Raw genomic sequence first — 15,304 nt, 5'->3', positions numbered from 1 at the left:
CCAGGAACGCGGCGGTCCCCTTGCTGGTGCGCTTGCGCCGGTCGGTGGTGTTCGCCCATGAGGTGTGCACTGCGGTACGGGCCCGCAGTGACCGCTCAGCCGGAGTCATCGAGTCGAAGACGGTCACGACGCCATCAGCTCGGTACGGTCTTGCACACCCAAGGCGTCGCAGAGCGCACCCAGAACGCGGGGGCTGACGCGCAGTCTGGTTCCACGTTCGAGGTGGCCGACATAGCCAAAGCTGAGCCCACTGCGATCGGCCAGTTCGAGCTGGTTCATGCCGCTCTCCTGGCGCAGTCTTCGCAGTTTGCGCCTATCGATCATCACCATCGGTGACTCGTCGACCGCTGTAGCTGGCTGTTCACTGCTCATGCTTGAACGGTACAGCCCTGTACAACTCTGGTCAACCAAAGTAGCCCATCTGCGCTCTCTGGGTTTGCTAGCGCTGGATTGGTCAGAACTGAACAGGAATGATCAGAGGATGCCCACGCTCGGAGAGCACATGATGGCCCGCCGCGAGCAACTGGCGATGAGCCAGAACAAAGCTGCCAAGGCATTCGGCGGTAGCCGAACGACCTGGATCAACTGGGAAAAAGACGAGGTACAGCCAGAGCGCTTCAACTACGTCCGCATCGAGACCACGCTGCGATGGCAGCCCGGCTCAGTGAAGGCAATCCTCGAAGGAGGCGAGCCCACCCCGATTAGGGACCACTCGCCCCCTGACGATCTGTCGGTAATGCTGGAAGAGTTGGGGATCGATCCGGGCAAGTGGCGGCGCGTACCGCAGTCCACGAAGGACGCGATCACTACCGCGTACCGCATCGACCGAGAGCGCCGGATGAAAGAAAGCCAGCGCCCGCGCAATGCCTGACGCCGAGCCAGATCCCGGCGGTGCACGTGCATTCGCATACGAACATCCGCACGTATGCTGATTCATCCATCAGAGTGACCACGTAAGCACACAGAGCGAGTACGCTAAGTCAGATGAGTGACATCGCCGTCACTACTATCATCAGCACAGCAGCCGTCATCATGGCCGCGGCGCTCGGCTATACCCTCGCACGGCTGCGTGACCTACGTGCTCAGGTCGACGTTCAGCAGCACGCGCTCGAGGCGCTCGCCGAGCCACCACAACCCGAGAAGCCGGCCAAAAAGCGCAGACACCTCTACGTCGTACGCGGACTTCTCCCGTTGCTTTCCGCGGCCGCGTTAGCCGGCCTACTGCGTAGGCATTGGCGCGCAGTCGCCGGCGCCGCAACGGCGGCTGGAGCCGCATCGTTTATCGCCATCGCAGTCATTCCCCGCGGACCGCAGCCATCCGAGCCACACGCAGAGCTGCCGCCACGGCCCCCAGGCGTCTCCCAGACGGCGCGCACACCGACGACCGTGCCCACTGGCAGCCCGAGCACCATGCCGGGCCGCACGGCGCCCAGCAGACTGCCATCAGTCCCGCTTCTGCCGGTGCGCACGCGCCGACCCACCGCGGGCACACCAGCCCCCGTGCAGCCTCCGACAGGGCCGTCCGCGTCCCCGCGGCCGTCGCCACCGGTGCGCACCGCCGCGCCGCCGACGCGGCCTACCGGCACGGCCACACCCACCTGCCTGATAGAGCTGTTCCTCGGTAAGCTCGTGCGCGTGTGCATTTAGCCCCGGATCAAGATCGGGGAGGCACCAAGTAAGTGAAGCAAAGTTGGTGTCCCGCAGACCAGCTCACCTGCACGTTAGTATGCCGCTGCACCCGACATGCCTTCTAAGCACTTGGTCGCAGGTTCGAGTCCTGCTGGGGGCACTTCCAGCCAACTACCTGCACGAACACCTGACAGGCGAAGCGATCGGCTTTAGTATGCCGGTGCAGTAACCAAATGCCTATCATGATCAACTCGCTGTCTGGGACAGGCTGTGAATATCAACCTCGAACCCGACCTACGCTTGTGGACGCGCACTCTGCGCGCCGCGAACAAGGCCGGAAACACCATCGACACCTACACCAAGTCGGTGCGCTACCTCGCCACGTTCCTCGCCGCGCTACCCGCCTCCTACCTCTCCGTCTTCCCCGAGCAGGCTGCCGACGGCGAACTGGGCGAACCGGTCGAACTCGCGCCGCCCGCAGATATAGCGGGCATCACGCGCCAGCACCTCGAGGCGTACATCGCGGTCGAGGCCAAACGCGCCAGCGCCTCCACCGCGAGCGTCAGATACCGCGCGCTCCAGCAGTTCTTCAAATGGGCCGCCGGCACACCGATCCTCGAGGACTCCCCCATGGTCGGCATGTCGCCGCCGATCGTCCCCGAGCAGCCTGTCCCGGTCATCGGCGACGACGCGCTGCGCCGGCTGCTGGCCGTCTGCAAGGGCAAGGACTTCGCCTCGCGCCGCGACACCGCGATCATCATGGTGTTCCTCGACACCGGCATCCGCCTGACCGAGCTGACCCGGCTGCGCTACGACGAGAACGACGACGAGGCCAACGACGTCGACTTCGACCAGGACGTCCTGCGCATCATCGCCAAAGGCCGGCGCCCGCGGGCCGTCCCGTTCGGCAACCGCACTGGCGTCGCCCTGTCCTGGTACATCCGCGAGCGCGCCAAGTACGCGCGCCCTGGCCAAACCGCGCTGTGGCTCAGTTCCCTGCACCGCGGGCCGCTGACCATCTCAGGGATCGCACAGCTGCTCGAGCGCCGCTGCGAAGAGGCCAAAATCCCTCGGGTGACCCCGCATCAGTTCCGACACACGTTCTCGCATCTGTGGCTCAAGGACGGCGGCAACGAGACGGACCTGATGCGTCTGACGGGGTGGAAGTCTCGGCAGATGCTCTCGCGCTATGCGGCCTCAGCCGCGGACGAGCGTGCGCGTGACGCGCACCGCACTCGGTCACCCGGCGACAGGCTCTAACCGCGACCGCGCCCATCCAGATACCCGAGTACTACCGCAGCGACCAGACAAGGGACCACAGCAGCGATGTACGCACCGGGCGTCGAGACGGTCATCGGCAGGACAAAGGTTACGATCACGACGATCAGCGCATAGCCGCCGCGCAGAACCAGCCGGCGCCTTACCCGCACGAAGTCGCCAGCTCTTTAGCGACGACCGCCAGCCGGCGCAGCGCGTCAGCCGGTAGAGGCTGGCCACCGTGCTGCGCCAGGTCCTTCCACTGAGCCAGGATCTCCGGGCCGACCTCGATGCCGAGCGGCTCGAGCGCCGCGCGCAGCTCGCCGTGCGCCTGCGCCAGACTCATGCCGTCCATCGGAATTCCGCCCATCTCACCGAGCGGCCGTCGGCCGCCTTGTCCTGGCCCCACTTGTCCGCGAACTCCGCGACGATCACCAAGCCGCGCTGATATTCGTCATGGCCGTCCGCATCCCGCCTGCTTGACGAAGCGGCCGGCCCCGGGTCGGCGACCTCGACGCGCACGCATCCCGCAGTGGCGTCGATGACCAGATCGAACGCTCCCCCGTCGCCAGCCGCCGAGTGCAGGACCGCGTTGCCGGCCAGTTCGGAGACCACCAGTTGGATGTCGGCGTCGCGGGGTGTTCCCTCGGGCAGCGCATCGACGATCAGCGCGTGCGCCGCGCGGCGGGCGAGTGGCACCATAGAGCGCAGGCCAGGAAGCGTGACCGTTTTGGGCATGACAGTCCCCTGAAAGGCGGCCGTCCGAACGGGCCGCTAAGCTTTGTACAAAGCTTGCGCCTTTGTACAAAGCTCGTCAAGCTATCCCACGACAGATCTTCACTCCGCAATGGAGCGCCACCATCGCCACCGATGTCCCCGCATACCAGCGGATCGCCGACGAACTACGCCGCGCGATCATCGACGGCACCCTTGCGCCAGGCAGCCGCCTACCCTCCGTCCCAGAGCTAGCGCGCACACATAACGTCTCGCAACGCACCGCCTACGAGGCGACGAAGATCCTGCTCACCGAGGGACTGACCGTTTCGCGGGCCGGTTCCGGCTCTACCGTGCGCGAACGCCCTGACATCGTGCGGCTGGTGCGCTCCATGTACGAAGGCGGCTCCGGCAAGGGCTCTCCCTGGCGCGCCGCGATGGCAGCAGCGGGCCGTGTCGGGACCTGGGAATCCCACTCGCAAGAGGTAACTGCAAAGCCGGCGGTCGCCGAGCGCCTGCGCATCGAACCCGGCGACCGGGTAATGCGCACCGAGTACGTCTACCTCGCCGACGGGCAGCCCGCCTACCTGGCGACTTCGTGGGAACCGATGGCGCTCACGCTCGGGACGCCGATCCTGCTGCCAGAGGACGGCCCGCATGCGGGCAAGGGCGTCGCCGATCGGATGGCTCTGATCGGGCATCGGCCGACCCGGTGGGAGGAAGAACTCGAGCCGCGGCCGCTGACCATCGCGGAGGGCGAGTTGCTCGGTCTGCACGCCGGGATCTCGATCATCGTGACGCACCGCACCTATTACGACGACGGGCTGCCGTTGGAGACGGCGTCCATCGTGATGCCGCCTCACTACCGGCCCGTCTACGAGGGCTCGGTCAACAACTAGTCCAGCGGCCGGCGCGGGAGCCATTCGCGCACGTCGCGCGGATCCGGGCGCACCGGCAGCAGCGCGTCGGCCTGGTATGCGTACCAGGCTTCCCGGTCGCGCCACACATCGCGCCGGGTGCGCAGCAGAACGAACCACTCGCCGTAGTGCCTGCACCAGGCGATGATCCACGCCGGGGTCCACGACTCGCCGTCCCAGTAGACCGCCGGCGTCGACGCCTTACGGATCCGTTCCGGTTTGAAGCTGTCGGCTTCGCGTTTCGCGATCCGGGTCAGCGCAGGACGCGGCGCTGTGTCCGGTTCGCTGCCCACCGGTTGATAGTCGAACGCATGTGCGAGCGCGTCAACCGTCAGGGACGCTGGTCCTCCGGCTCGGGCTGCGGCGTTGTGCCGAGCAGCCGTGCCTTCGCTGCGTTGAATTCGCTCTGGTCCAGCGCGCCGTCGGCGTGCAGTTTGGCCAGCCGCTCCAGCTCGACCGCCACGCCATCGATGCCGCCAGCAGCCGGCTTAGCCGCCATCGCTCCGGAGCGGGTGTTGTACGCCGCCGCGAACTGCCGCGCCAGCGCACCGGACGTCGGCGGGAGCTTCGCCACCAGCTGGAAACCGTCGCCCTCGACCGTGATGTACAGCTCACGGTTGTCGACCTTCTTGCGCGCGCCGAGGGCGAACACCCCGAGCGTCGCGAGCCGCGTGACCGTGATACGGCTGGTGAGCTGTCCTTCAGTCTCGACGCTGGCGAGCGACCCGGTGAACCTGCCTCCGCTCTGCCCTGCCGTACGAATAGTGTCGGCGAGCGTGTCGAGCAGCAGCCCGAAGCCGCGGGCACGCTTGCTCAGGTTGTAGTCGGCGTCCGTGATGCCGAGTCGGCGGCGTTCGGCCGCTTCTGCTTCGCGTCGTTGCTGCGCGGCGCTCTTGACCTTGTCGCCCCGCGCCGCCCAGATGCCGAGTACCAGCACGATAACGACAAGGATGACCACTGCCCCGGTTCGACCCATGCTTCCCCCACCCTGCGAGTGCTGTTTCAGCGCACGCTACGCCTTTGCACATAGCTCGTCAGGGCCGTGACCCAGCTGTTACACGGGCGGGCGGGTTCTCACGGCAGCGCGAGGTCGAGCCCGATGCCCAGCAGTGTGTCAGGGAACGGCGGCGCGGCAGGCGCGACGAGAACGGCGCGCACGGTGACGGGCGTCGCGCCGCGCAGCGGGACCACTATGGCGGCGGTGACGCCGGGGCTCGGCGACGGAGAGGGCGCCGGGCTCGGCGACGGGCCGGGCGGCGGCGGGACGAGGCTGGGCGTGGGCGCGCCGGACGGCACACTGCGGCCCGCGCCGCCGTCGTCGGCCACGGGGCGCACGGCCGCGCCCGGTTGGGCTCCCCGGCCGGCCGGAGCCTGGCCGGCCGGGGAGGCGTGCGCGCCGCTCGGGGTAACGGTGAGGGTGACGCTCGGGTGCACGCTTGCATGCGGGGTGGCCGGCGCGGCGAGGTGCCGGGCCAGGTTGAACGCGATCAGCGCGAGCAGGCCCGCGATAAGGGTGGCCAGCGGTGCGCTGTAGCCGCGCGGAAACGCGCCTACCTGGTGGCGGCGCTGCCCCACCACGCGGCGACCAGCACCGCGGCGACCGCCATCCACGCTGCGAACTGCCGCCATCTCTCCCGCCGCCCTTCGCGTTCGGCCGCTACCTCGTCGTCCTCGTCCTGGTCGTGGTCGCGCTCGTGGTCGCGCCGCCACTGCTGCAGATCCCTGATCTGCTGCTCCCAGTTCGCGCGCCACAGGTCGAACTCGCGTTGCCGCACGGGCCTGTTCCCACTCACCTCACCCCTCGCTTTTCGTGTTGTTGCAGGATCAGGCGATCGCCGTGCTACCGATCATCGGTAGTTCGCGGCTCAGCTGGGCGGGGTGTCGTTGTGCAACTCGACGGCGAGCGCGTGCGCCAGGAACTTCGCGACCGCGGGGTCGGTCAATGCCGTCTTCACCGCGTTCGCCAGGTCCCCTGCGGGGATCGTCGGGCTGACCAGCTTCGCCACCGCTGCCGTGAGCGCGTCGCCCTGCGCGATGAGATAGTCCAGCTTGTTCACCAGGCTGTTGTTCGGCGCGCCGGTCGGCTGCGTGCCCGTGGACGGCCCGCCGTAGAACGTTGCCACGTACACGTTGTGCGTGTCGTTGAGCAGCTGGTTTTCCTGGTCCGTGCTGAGCGTCATGCTTCCTCCTGAAAGTCCGAGCAGCGCCGCGAAGTCGTGGACGGTTCCGCGGTAGGCGTTGAAGTCGACCAGCTGACCGGAGTACGGCAGCTTGTCGGTGTACTGCCAGATCGCCGGTGTCAGGCCGCCGTACGGCTCCCAGCCGGGCCCGGTGTCCGAGTAGGCGGTGTAGTCGCTGGCCACCAGCGCCAGGTCCGAGAGCGGCGCGAGCGAGGGCGAGCCGAGATGTCCGGCCCAGTACCAGCGCGGCAGGTAGTTGACGCGGACCAGGCCACCGAGGGAGCGGTAGGTGTCGCGGAACGCGATCGCGTCTGCCAGGGACGGCAACGAGATCGCGTTGCCGTTCGCGTCGTACTCGGGCTCGAAGTCGATCATCATGGGCACGCTGGAGCCCACGATTGAGTAGGCGAACCGGGCCTGCGCCGCGCCGTTCCCCTCAGTCAGGAAGTGGTACGCGCCGAACAGCGCGCCCACTCGCTGCGCCTCGGCCTTGAAGTGCCCGTAGTACGCGTCGCGGTAGCCGGTGCCCTCGGAAGACTTGGCGAAGCATGCCACAGTGCCCGCCTGCAGCGGCATCGTCCCGTTGTGGTTGGAGACGTCGATGTAGGAGATCGTCACTGTGTCTCCCCCTGCTGCGGTGCTGCCCATGTGGCGTCGATGTGGGCTTTGAGTTCCTCGGTCTGGGCTTTCACGGTCTTGGTCTGGTGCCGGCGTATCAGCAGATGGTGCGTGGTGAAACCGGGCACGGCCCACATCGCGGCCGCGAGCAGGTTGGACCACACGCCGCCGCTGGGCCACGCGAAGAACGCCGAGAGGGTGCTCACGGCGCCAGGCCAGCGCGTTGTGCGAGCAGCTTGACCAGCGGGTCGGGGTGCGCGTCGACGAGCGCACGCACCCGCTTGTCCTCGGCGGCCTTCGCCTCGGCTTCGGCCGCCCGGTCCTGCGCCTCGGCCTGCGCCGCGGCCAGCGCCTGGCGGTGCTCGGCCCATTCCTGGTCGCTCAGGGGCGTGTAGGTCTCCGTGCCCGTGCCGCAGTCCAGCACGAGGTGCGCCGGCCGCTCACCATCCATGCCATCCCCCTTAGTTGTATCCGTAGAGGCTGAACTGGCTTCCGGCGACGAACGACCCGGACGCCGGTTTGAGCAGGAAACTGGAGTGGGGACCGACCCCGACGAACAGGCCGCCGACCGCGCCGACCGCGTCCGTGGTCAGCGTCGAGAAGTTCGCCCAGGTGCCGCTCGCGGTGAGGTAGCCGGAGGTGTTCGCCCACCCGTCCAGCGACAGGTCACCGGAGGCGAAGTAGTTCGCGGTGTTCCCGTCGGCGGTGCCGATGATGATCGAGGATGTTCCCAGGCCTGCGTGCGAGCCGCCCGCGGTGCCGTTGATCGCGTCGACGAAGTTCCACAGGTAGTCCGCGTTTGTGTCGCCGTCGACCTGCAGCAGGATGTTCTGCGGGCCCGACGCTGATAGCCGCACGCGCCAGAAGACGACCAGTCGCGTGTAGACGGGGATGCTGCTGAAGGTCACCGACGCCGTGGTGGAGGTGAGCACCGTCTTTTGCAGCATCGAGACCTGCGCGTTGAGGTAGCTGGCCAGGATGCGCTGCCCTGCGGTGAACGGCATCTCCCCTCCTCTTTCACATGCTCAGGATCGCGGGCTGGAACAGGCGCACGTCCGCGCCGGAGGACTGCGCCTTGACCACGCCGTTGACGCTGCGGGTGACGGTGAAGGTCTGCGGGCTCGCGGCGCCCGTGATGTTGGTGACCGTGATGCGTTCCCCAGCGATCACGATGTCGAACGGGAACTCTGCGGCTGAGGTGGTCCACAGCGGTTTGGTGGTGTCCGTGGTGGCCACCGACAAGCTCGTCGCCGTCGAGGTCACGCCCGCGGCGAGCGTCGAGCCGTCGGTGTCGGCGCGCCCGAAGACCGCGTCGTCCATGACCGCGACCCGGTACGGCGACTCAGGGGCGCACACCCACGCGATGGTGAAGGTGTAGCCGTAGCACACCTCGGTCAGGCCGCGCACGATCTCGCTGATGCCGTCCGGCGGCAACCACACGGGGGTGTGTGCCACCGTGATCCGATCGCCCAGGTCTGCGTCCTGCAGCCCGTAGTACAGGGCCGCCAGTTCGCTGCGGGCGAGGTTGACCGGGATGGTCGGGTAGCGCGGCTCGTCCACGGTACCCAGGTGCAGGATCCAGCCGGCTTCGTCGGGCAGCGCCGTGTCCGAGGACAGGTTCACGCTCACCGCGGTCGGGTAGGGGCCGACGCCGGCCGGGGGTGGCTGGGTGGCCAGGGTGCCGCTGGTTTGCACCGCGCGCGCGGAGGACCCCCCGCCGGTGCGGCTGACGGTGACGTCGTTGACGGTGAGCTGGTCGTCGTCGGTGGGCAGCAGGTCCGGGGACAGGTGCGCGGCGGTGTAGTCGAGCGCGACTGCGGGCGCCTGGTTGAACATCGAGACCCGGGTGCGGTAGCTCAGGGCGAGTGCCGCACGCGTCTCGGTGATCAGGCCCCGGTCGGCGTCTTCGCATTCCTGTAGTAGCGCGAGCAGCGTCTGCGTGGTTTGTGCGCCCATCGTCACCGTGTCGCCCGGGTAGCCGTATACGCGGTAGGGCAGCCCTTCTTCGTTGCACAGTCGCGCGAAGCGGTTGCCGGCGAATTCGCCGGTCCACGCGTTGAGCGCGGCGCCGAGGTTGAACAGGGAGTCCAGCGCGGCCTGCACGCTGATGTGCCCGATGACCGCCGAGGTGACGCCGCCGTTCGGCGCGATGATCACCTCGGTGGCGTTGCCGATCGAGCCGGCCACCGTGCCGCCTTGCACGAGCCCGGTGCCAGCGCCGGGCTGCAAGGTGAGCAGCTGGTATTGGATGTTGCCGCCGCTGGGGATCAGCTCGACCGAGACGCGCAGCAGTTCGTCGACCGCGGCGAAGATGACCGGGCCGGTGTCGAACAGTGTGCCTCCGGCTGAGGTGTAGCCCTTCAGCTGCAGGGCTCCGCCGGTGTGCCAGATCAGGTCGGTGCGGGCCGAAGTACCGAAGGTGAACAGGGACGCCAGGATCGTGCCGTCCGCAGGCGGCGAGGCGGAGGGCACCTTCATCAGGAACCGCAGCGTGTTCGCCGGCGACGCCGGCGCGGTGTAGGCGGGGATGACGCCGGTCCAGACGCTGGAGTTGATCTGCGGCAGTGGGTTGGAGCACGCGAAAGAGCTATCGGTGGCCAGCGACGGGCTGCCGGAGAATGTGATCGGGTTGCCGCCGGTCAGGCCGGAGGCGATCTGCGTGGCGGACGAGCCGTCCTCGCACGGCCAGTACGCGACCGGCGCGGTGGTGCCGGTGATGCGCGTGTAGGCGCGGTACATCGGCGAGGACAACGGCGGGGCGGAGGGCGCCTGCAGGCGGCGCAGGATCCCGGCGGCCTGCATCGGCACGTACACGTCGTTGCCGGTCACATCCCAGCGCTGCGGCCACGCCACGCCCTCGCCGTGGAAGCGGTATTTGCGGTCGGAGATCTCCGCCGTGCCCGTCAGGGTCCAGGTGTTGGTCTGCGCGTCCGCGAACGAGGTGGTGCCGGCGGCCTGTGCGGTGAACGTAGGGGACGCCACGACGGTGCCGCCGATGCCGTTGAGCAGTTTGAAGGCGAAGACCTTCCCGTTGGCGCCCTGGCGGGGCGTCTGGTTGAAGCCGCCGGTGTCCGTGAGCACGGAGTTCGCCCCGATGATCAGGGATGTGGTCGACGCGAAGATGGAGGTCGCGCCGGTCACTACCGTGGAGCCCAGCTGCGTCCAGGTCCCGGAGATGTTCGGGGCCGTGTAGAAGGTCACGGTGCCGGTCGCCACCGCGAGCGTGACCTTGATCGCGATGCGGCCCAGTGGGAGCGGCATCGTGGAGTTCGCAACGGTGCCGGTGGTTCCGGTCGACGTCCAGAAGAACCTCAGGGTGCCGTCGTCGTTGAGGCAGACCGTCCAGGCGTTGTTGCTCGCACCGGCGTCCTTGGAGGCGAGCACCGAGCGCGTGTAGGTGCTCAGCTGCATGTCGAGCTGGATCTCGATGTCGCCGGTGATGTGCAGCCTCGTCGCGTCCGGGCAGGAGACGTAGCTGGTGGTGTCGTCCTCCATCCGCAGGTAGGTCGAGTTCTCCGGCAGGGAGAGCCGCAGCGCCGTGTTGCGCCCGAACTGCCCGTAGTACGGGCCGGTGGGATTGCGCGGGCTGAAGCGTCCATCCCGGTTGTTGATCGTGAACTTCGCGGTCTGCGGGGTCGCACGGGAGGTCTCGTCCGGGTGCCCGCGCGTGATGGTGACCTGATCGCGCTGGTACACGTACGGCGTGATCGTCGTCCACGTGCCGGCGAGCTGCACGTCGGCGCGCAGGTCCAGGACCGTCTGAGGGAAGGTCACGGCACGAGCGCCTTCTGCTTGATCTGGATTTTCCCTTCGCGGATCAGGCCCATGAACGCGGTCGCGAATGCCGAGTCGAGATCCCCGGAGAAGCTGACCTCGGTGACGGAAGGCGCGGCGCGCGAGCTTGCGTCCTGGCGTCGCCCGATTTCGCGCATGGTGTCGGGGTGGGACATGACCATGGACCCGGAGGGCAGGCGCACCATCTCCTCACCCTGCTCGTTGATCTTCGTGAGGGTGCCGTGTACGCCGCCGGTGGCCGCGGCGCCGATGCCGCCGATGATCCCGCCATGCGCGTTGGGCAGGTACGCCTTGCCGCCGGTGTTCCCGCCGACCGCGTTGACCTGTACGAAAGCCTGCGAGCTGTCGATGTTGTTGAGCAGCCCGCGTACCTTGTCCTCGGCAGGGGCGGTGTTCGCGCTGACCGTGATTTTCAGGTCGGAGAGGTTCTTGGTGCCGTAGAGCGAGAGGTTGAGCTGGTCGATCTGGTCTTTGGTGAAGCCGGCCTTTTTTGCCGCGGCGTCCAACGCGAGCGCACCCTGCTGCAACGACGTATTCGCCTTGTCCTGGCTACCGGTCTCCCGCAGCAGCGCCTCAGCGCGCGTCTCGTTCTGGTCGGCGAGCTGCTTGAACACCTGCAGGTTCTTCGCCCCGGCATCCGTGGACAGGTTCGTCGCGTCCCTGCCACTGACCACCTGCTTGGCGACGTTCTCCAGGTCGAGGGTGAACTGCGCCTGCGCTTCGCTGTAGTTGGCGTACTTCCCGAACAGCGCGTCATACGCCTGTTTGAGCGCGGACGCGGCACCGCTGTTCTCGCTGAACGCCTGCAACGTGGCATCAAGGCTCGTCGCGAGAGTGCCCTCGCCGTCGCTGAAACCCAGCGCCGCGAGAGTCGCCGCAGCGGACTGGCGGGCACTGTCCTGCGTGGACAGATTCGCGGCAGTCAGCCGCTGGGTGAGCACGTCGACGCTGCCCGAAACCACCTGGGTACTCGCCGCGGTTTCCTTCGCCTGCAACTGCGCATCCGCGAGCGCCTGGGTGTACTGCGGGAACTCCTTCGCGATCTGGTCCGCGCTCTGCCCCTGCCCCTTGAGCGACGCGGTGATCGCGTCGAACTCCTTGGCTGCCGCGGCCGGGTTCGACTGGTACAGGTTAGCCAGTGACGTGTCGATGTCCTTGAGCCCCTGCAGGCTCATGCCCATCGTGCCGTTCATCAGCGCGAACGAGGTCGCCATCTTCACCACGCCGTCCTGCGCGCTCGCCGAACCATTCGCGGCATCCAGCAGGGAACTGGTGAACTTGTCGATGTTGACCGACGTGTGGTCGCCGCTGCCCCCGAGTTTGTCGGCAGCCACGGCCAGCCCGGCGATCGCGGCACCGACCGCGACGAGCGGGATCGCGTCCATCGCGATGCCCCACGCTTTCGCGCCGGTCGCGGCCGCATCCTCCGCCAAAGCCGCGCCGCGCAGGAAACTGAGGAATGTGGCGCCTTCGCTCAGCAGTCCGGCGAGCGACGCGCCCTTGAACGCGAGGAACAACGCCACCGTCGCATCGGCCGCCGCGCGGATCACACCGGGTGGGATGGCGTTGACGAACGAGGTCAACGCGCCGGCTACCGGGATCGCCACGTCGGAGATGTCGTGCAGCGCCGGCCCGAGGCCGCCCGCGAGGGAACCGGTGATCTGCCCGATGTCCGTCAAAAGGTGTGAGACGACGTCGATCAGCGCCGAGAACCCGGCCATGCCTCCGCCGGCGCCCCCGGAGAGCCCGGAGAAGAACCCGGATACGCCGGTGCCGAGCTTGCCGAAATCCTCGGCGATCTCATGGCTGTAGGGGGCGATCGCGCGCAGGCCGGTCGCTACCCCGGGTAGCGCGTTGTCGGCGAGGGAGAGCACCCCGTGCGCCATGTCCTGCGCCATCGGGGCGGCCGCGGCGAAGGCGTCTTTCAGTTCGGCGCCGGTTTTGCCGATCCCCTGGTCAAGGACGTTGATCGCGCCCTGCAACTGTGGGATCAGCGGCGCGGTCGCCGTCTCGATCGCGTCGGAGGCGTCGCGTGCGAGGTTCTGGTAGCTGCCTTGTAGCTGGGCGTTGCCCTTGGTGACCAGTGCTCCGGCGCCGAGCACGGCCGCGGCGGTACCGGCCAGCAGGATCCCGGGGCCGACCGATGCCGCAGTGACGAACGCGCCCATCAGCAGAGGCGAGAGCCCGTTGGCCGCGTCCTGGCCGGTCTGCTTGGCCTTCTTCCCGACGTCGTCCAGGGCCTTGTCGGCTTTCTGGCCGCCCGACTGTGCATCGTCGCCGATCTTGGTGAACACGGCGTCGAGGTTGTGCAGCTGGGATTCGGCGCGGATCGCCTGTTCCATGTTGATGTTCGGGCGGGCGGTGGCGCGGTCCAGCCGCAGCAGTTTCGCCTGCAGGTCGTCGAGCTTCGCCGCGGCCGCGGTGTCCTCGACCATGACGCGGGCCTCGGCAACCTTGCCGGCCAGGTCGTTGAGCTTGACCCGCAGCTCGTCCATCTCGGGTTTCGCGCCCTGGTCGCGGGAGCGGACGAGGATTTCGACATAATTCGATGCCACTATTTACCGTCCAGGTATGTCAGTGCGCGTCGAATAATGTCGGGACTGTCCTGCAGGAGCCCGATGCCTCGATTACACAGAACGCAGAGCAGCCCGCGGACCTTGCCGGTCTCGTGGTCGTGGTCGACAACAAGACGAGGCCGCACCTGCCGCCCCTGCCGTCGACGACCCCCGGGCGCTGAGTAGACGGTCGGAGGCTTACCGCAGATCGCGCAGACGCCGTCTTGTGCTTCGAGAAGCCTGTTGTAATCCTCGAGCGTGATCCCGAAACGGCGGCGAAGATGTGAATCCAACACGCGCTCTTGGTTGTTGTCAGCCCATTGCATGGCTTTCTCTGACATGCAGCGCTTGCAGGTCTTCAACACTCCGAGGCGCATTTCCCGATGCGGCGAGAATTCGGATAAAGGAAGAGTTCTGCTGCACCCGCGGCATTTTTGCACGTTGAACTCGTCAAGCGGCAACGTCTCGACTGTCATGCGGTTCACCTCCTTCCGCTCACGTCACTCGGGCAAGGCGTTCATCTGTGCTGCGGCGGCCGCGAGGGCCGCGGTTTCGGCGTGCTCGTCGGCTTCGAGGTTGAGCAGGGTGACCAGTTCGGCGTCTTCGTCCAGCAGGGTCCGCAGCGTGTAGCCGGGGAACCTGCTCAGCGTGCTGATGAGGAACCGGGCTCGGGTTCGCTGGCGCTGCTCTCGGCTGGGGGCTCGCCAGGCATTTCCATGAGGTCCGCCATGTCCGCCTCCTGTGCCGGCCGCTGCGGCTGTTGGGCCAAAGGGGCGCGGCTGCCGTTGATGCCCGCCAGCCAGCCGTCGCGGATCGCCCATAGCAGCGTGGTGTCGGTGATCTGCCCGGTCGGCAACGGGCTGCCGTCGCGGTCGGTCAGGTTCCAGTCGATGACGTGTTTGCCGACGAACGCGGCGAGGGCCTCGGTGTAGGCGCGCAGTGCTTTCATGTCGCCGCGCGGCATCGCGAGCACGTCGTTGAGGTCGAACAGCTCCTGGATCGCGAGGCGACCCATGGTGACTTCGACGCCTTCGAGTTCGGGTTGTTCGAAGGTGAGGTGGTAGTCGGGCAGGGTCGGCACGGAGGCTCCTTCCGTGGTGGATGGGCAGGGGATCAGGGGTCTGTTAGGACCAGGTGGGTACGGCGCCGTCGGCGAGCACCAGCGGCACGGACCAGGTGAATTCGCCGGTCGCGGCGCGGGTGAGCGGGTAGTCGGTGATGTAGCAGTTAGCCGGCCCCAAAGTGGCGCCGTTGACGACGCAGGAGACGGCCCGCGCCACCGAGGTCGACGCCGCGGTGGAGAACACGGCGTGGGAGAGGTTCGCGGCGCTGTCCCACACGCCGTTGACGGTGTACTGCAGGTCCGCGAGCAGCAGCAGCCGCTCGATCGCGGACTTGTCGATGCCGGTGGTCTCCTGCACCGCGCGCGGCGTGGAGATCTTCAGGTCATTGCAGTCGTTGCGGATGTCGCGGCCGGTGCCGCCGGCGTCCGCGACGTTGAAGGTGGTCCAGCCGAGGCCTGTTGCCTTCGCCATGGTGGCGTCCTTTCTGTCAGCCGCGTGCCCGGTCGGCGCGGACGGTTTCGAAGTGTTCGTTCATGTCCTCGACCAGGTCGGCCGGGTTGGTGTGCCGGCGGATG

General features: G+C 67.7%; 19 protein-coding genes. 3 read left to right on the top strand and 16 right to left on the bottom strand.

Annotation, left to right across the window (positions count from 1 at the left end; translation table 11 throughout):
- Positions 1–123: 123 nt before the first annotated feature.
- Entirely contained in the window at positions 124–372 is a 249-nt protein-coding gene (locus VN779_RS24750; protein WP_325727463.1) for a helix-turn-helix transcriptional regulator, read from the bottom strand.
- Between the two features lie 109 nt (positions 373–481).
- Between VN779_RS24750 and VN779_RS24745 the strand changes: the two genes are divergently transcribed.
- Together VN779_RS24745 and VN779_RS24740 are read left to right on the top strand one after the other, a co-directional pair.
- Positions 482–871 (top strand): hypothetical protein, encoded by a 390-nt coding sequence (locus tag VN779_RS24745; RefSeq protein WP_325727461.1) that lies wholly within the window; start codon positions 482–484, stop codon positions 869–871.
- A 1,028-nt stretch (positions 872–1,899) separates the two neighbouring features.
- Positions 1,900–2,889, top strand: coding sequence for a site-specific integrase (locus tag VN779_RS24740; protein WP_325727459.1), 990 nt, complete (start codon positions 1,900–1,902; stop codon positions 2,887–2,889).
- A 160-nt stretch (positions 2,890–3,049) separates the two neighbouring features.
- Here the strand turns inward: VN779_RS24740 and VN779_RS24735 are convergent, their stop codons facing one another.
- Entirely contained in the window at positions 3,050–3,232 is a 183-nt protein-coding gene (locus VN779_RS24735; RefSeq protein ID WP_325727457.1) for a hypothetical protein, read from the bottom strand.
- Positions 3,229–3,624, bottom strand: a complete 396-nt coding sequence (locus tag VN779_RS24730; RefSeq protein ID WP_325727455.1) for an ATP-binding protein — start codon at positions 3,622–3,624, stop codon at positions 3,229–3,231. Before VN779_RS24730 ends, VN779_RS24735 begins: the two co-directional genes overlap by 4 nt.
- 62 nt (positions 3,625–3,686) lie before the next feature.
- Here VN779_RS24730 and VN779_RS24725 point away from each other — a divergent pair, with 62 nt between their 5' ends.
- Positions 3,687–4,499: a GntR family transcriptional regulator gene (locus VN779_RS24725; protein ID WP_325727454.1), complete on the top strand. Its 813-nt coding sequence runs from the start codon at positions 3,687–3,689 to the stop codon at positions 4,497–4,499.
- Here VN779_RS24725 and VN779_RS24720 read toward each other — a convergent pair.
- The 13 genes from VN779_RS24720 to VN779_RS24660 form a co-directional block, all read right to left on the bottom strand.
- The gene (locus VN779_RS24720; protein WP_325727452.1) at positions 4,496–4,810 is read right to left on the bottom strand and encodes a hypothetical protein; all 315 of its coding nucleotides are present in this window, start codon (positions 4,808–4,810) and stop codon (positions 4,496–4,498) included. The genes VN779_RS24725 and VN779_RS24720 overlap by 4 nt on opposite strands.
- A 38-nt stretch (positions 4,811–4,848) precedes the next feature.
- The gene (locus VN779_RS24715) at positions 4,849–5,493 is read right to left on the bottom strand and encodes an SHOCT domain-containing protein (protein ID WP_325727450.1); all 645 of its coding nucleotides are present in this window, start codon (positions 5,491–5,493) and stop codon (positions 4,849–4,851) included.
- 98 nt (positions 5,494–5,591) lie between these two features.
- Positions 5,592–6,095, bottom strand: coding sequence for a hypothetical protein (locus tag VN779_RS24710; RefSeq protein WP_325727448.1), 504 nt, complete (start codon positions 6,093–6,095; stop codon positions 5,592–5,594).
- Positions 6,068–6,292 (bottom strand): hypothetical protein, encoded by a 225-nt coding sequence (locus VN779_RS24705; RefSeq protein ID WP_325727446.1) that lies wholly within the window; start codon positions 6,290–6,292, stop codon positions 6,068–6,070. The genes VN779_RS24710 and VN779_RS24705 overlap by 28 nt, the downstream gene beginning before the upstream one ends.
- Positions 6,293–6,382: 90 nt before the next feature.
- Positions 6,383–7,315, bottom strand: coding sequence for a glycoside hydrolase family 25 protein (locus VN779_RS24700; protein WP_325727444.1), 933 nt, complete (start codon positions 7,313–7,315; stop codon positions 6,383–6,385).
- Positions 7,312–7,521 (bottom strand): hypothetical protein, encoded by a 210-nt coding sequence (locus tag VN779_RS24695; RefSeq protein ID WP_325727442.1) that lies wholly within the window; start codon positions 7,519–7,521, stop codon positions 7,312–7,314. Before VN779_RS24695 ends, VN779_RS24700 begins: the two co-directional genes overlap by 4 nt.
- On the bottom strand, positions 7,518–7,766 hold the full coding sequence (locus tag VN779_RS24690; RefSeq protein ID WP_325727440.1) for a hypothetical protein: 249 nt from the start codon (positions 7,764–7,766) through the stop codon (positions 7,518–7,520). Before VN779_RS24690 ends, VN779_RS24695 begins: the two co-directional genes overlap by 4 nt.
- 10 nt (positions 7,767–7,776) lie before the next feature.
- Positions 7,777–8,319 (bottom strand): hypothetical protein, encoded by a 543-nt coding sequence (locus VN779_RS24685; RefSeq protein WP_325727438.1) that lies wholly within the window; start codon positions 8,317–8,319, stop codon positions 7,777–7,779.
- 13 nt (positions 8,320–8,332) lie between these two features.
- Entirely contained in the window at positions 8,333–11,089 is a 2,757-nt protein-coding gene (locus tag VN779_RS24680; protein ID WP_325727436.1) for a hypothetical protein, read from the bottom strand.
- Positions 11,086–13,665, bottom strand: a complete 2,580-nt coding sequence (locus VN779_RS24675; protein WP_325727434.1) for a hypothetical protein — start codon at positions 13,663–13,665, stop codon at positions 11,086–11,088. Before VN779_RS24675 ends, VN779_RS24680 begins: the two co-directional genes overlap by 4 nt.
- The gene (locus VN779_RS24670) at positions 13,665–14,141 is read right to left on the bottom strand and encodes an endonuclease VII domain-containing protein (protein ID WP_325727431.1); all 477 of its coding nucleotides are present in this window, start codon (positions 14,139–14,141) and stop codon (positions 13,665–13,667) included. The genes VN779_RS24675 and VN779_RS24670 overlap by 1 nt, the downstream gene beginning before the upstream one ends.
- Before the next feature lie 167 nt (positions 14,142–14,308).
- On the bottom strand, positions 14,309–14,746 hold the full coding sequence (locus VN779_RS24665) for a hypothetical protein (RefSeq protein WP_325727428.1): 438 nt from the start codon (positions 14,744–14,746) through the stop codon (positions 14,309–14,311).
- Positions 14,747–14,789: 43 nt separating this feature from the next.
- Positions 14,790–15,200 carry a hypothetical protein gene (locus VN779_RS24660; RefSeq protein ID WP_325727426.1) on the bottom strand — a complete coding sequence of 137 codons (411 nt, stop codon included), beginning with the start codon at positions 15,198–15,200 and terminating at the stop codon, positions 14,790–14,792.
- Positions 15,201–15,304 lie beyond the last annotated feature (104 nt).

The organism is Actinocrinis sp., from assembly GCF_035605935.1.
Classification (GTDB): Bacteria; Actinomycetota; Actinomycetes; order Streptomycetales; family Catenulisporaceae; genus Actinocrinis.
Note: the sequence above shows the minus strand (reverse complement) of the source record. Positions and strands in the feature narration are given on the sequence as shown.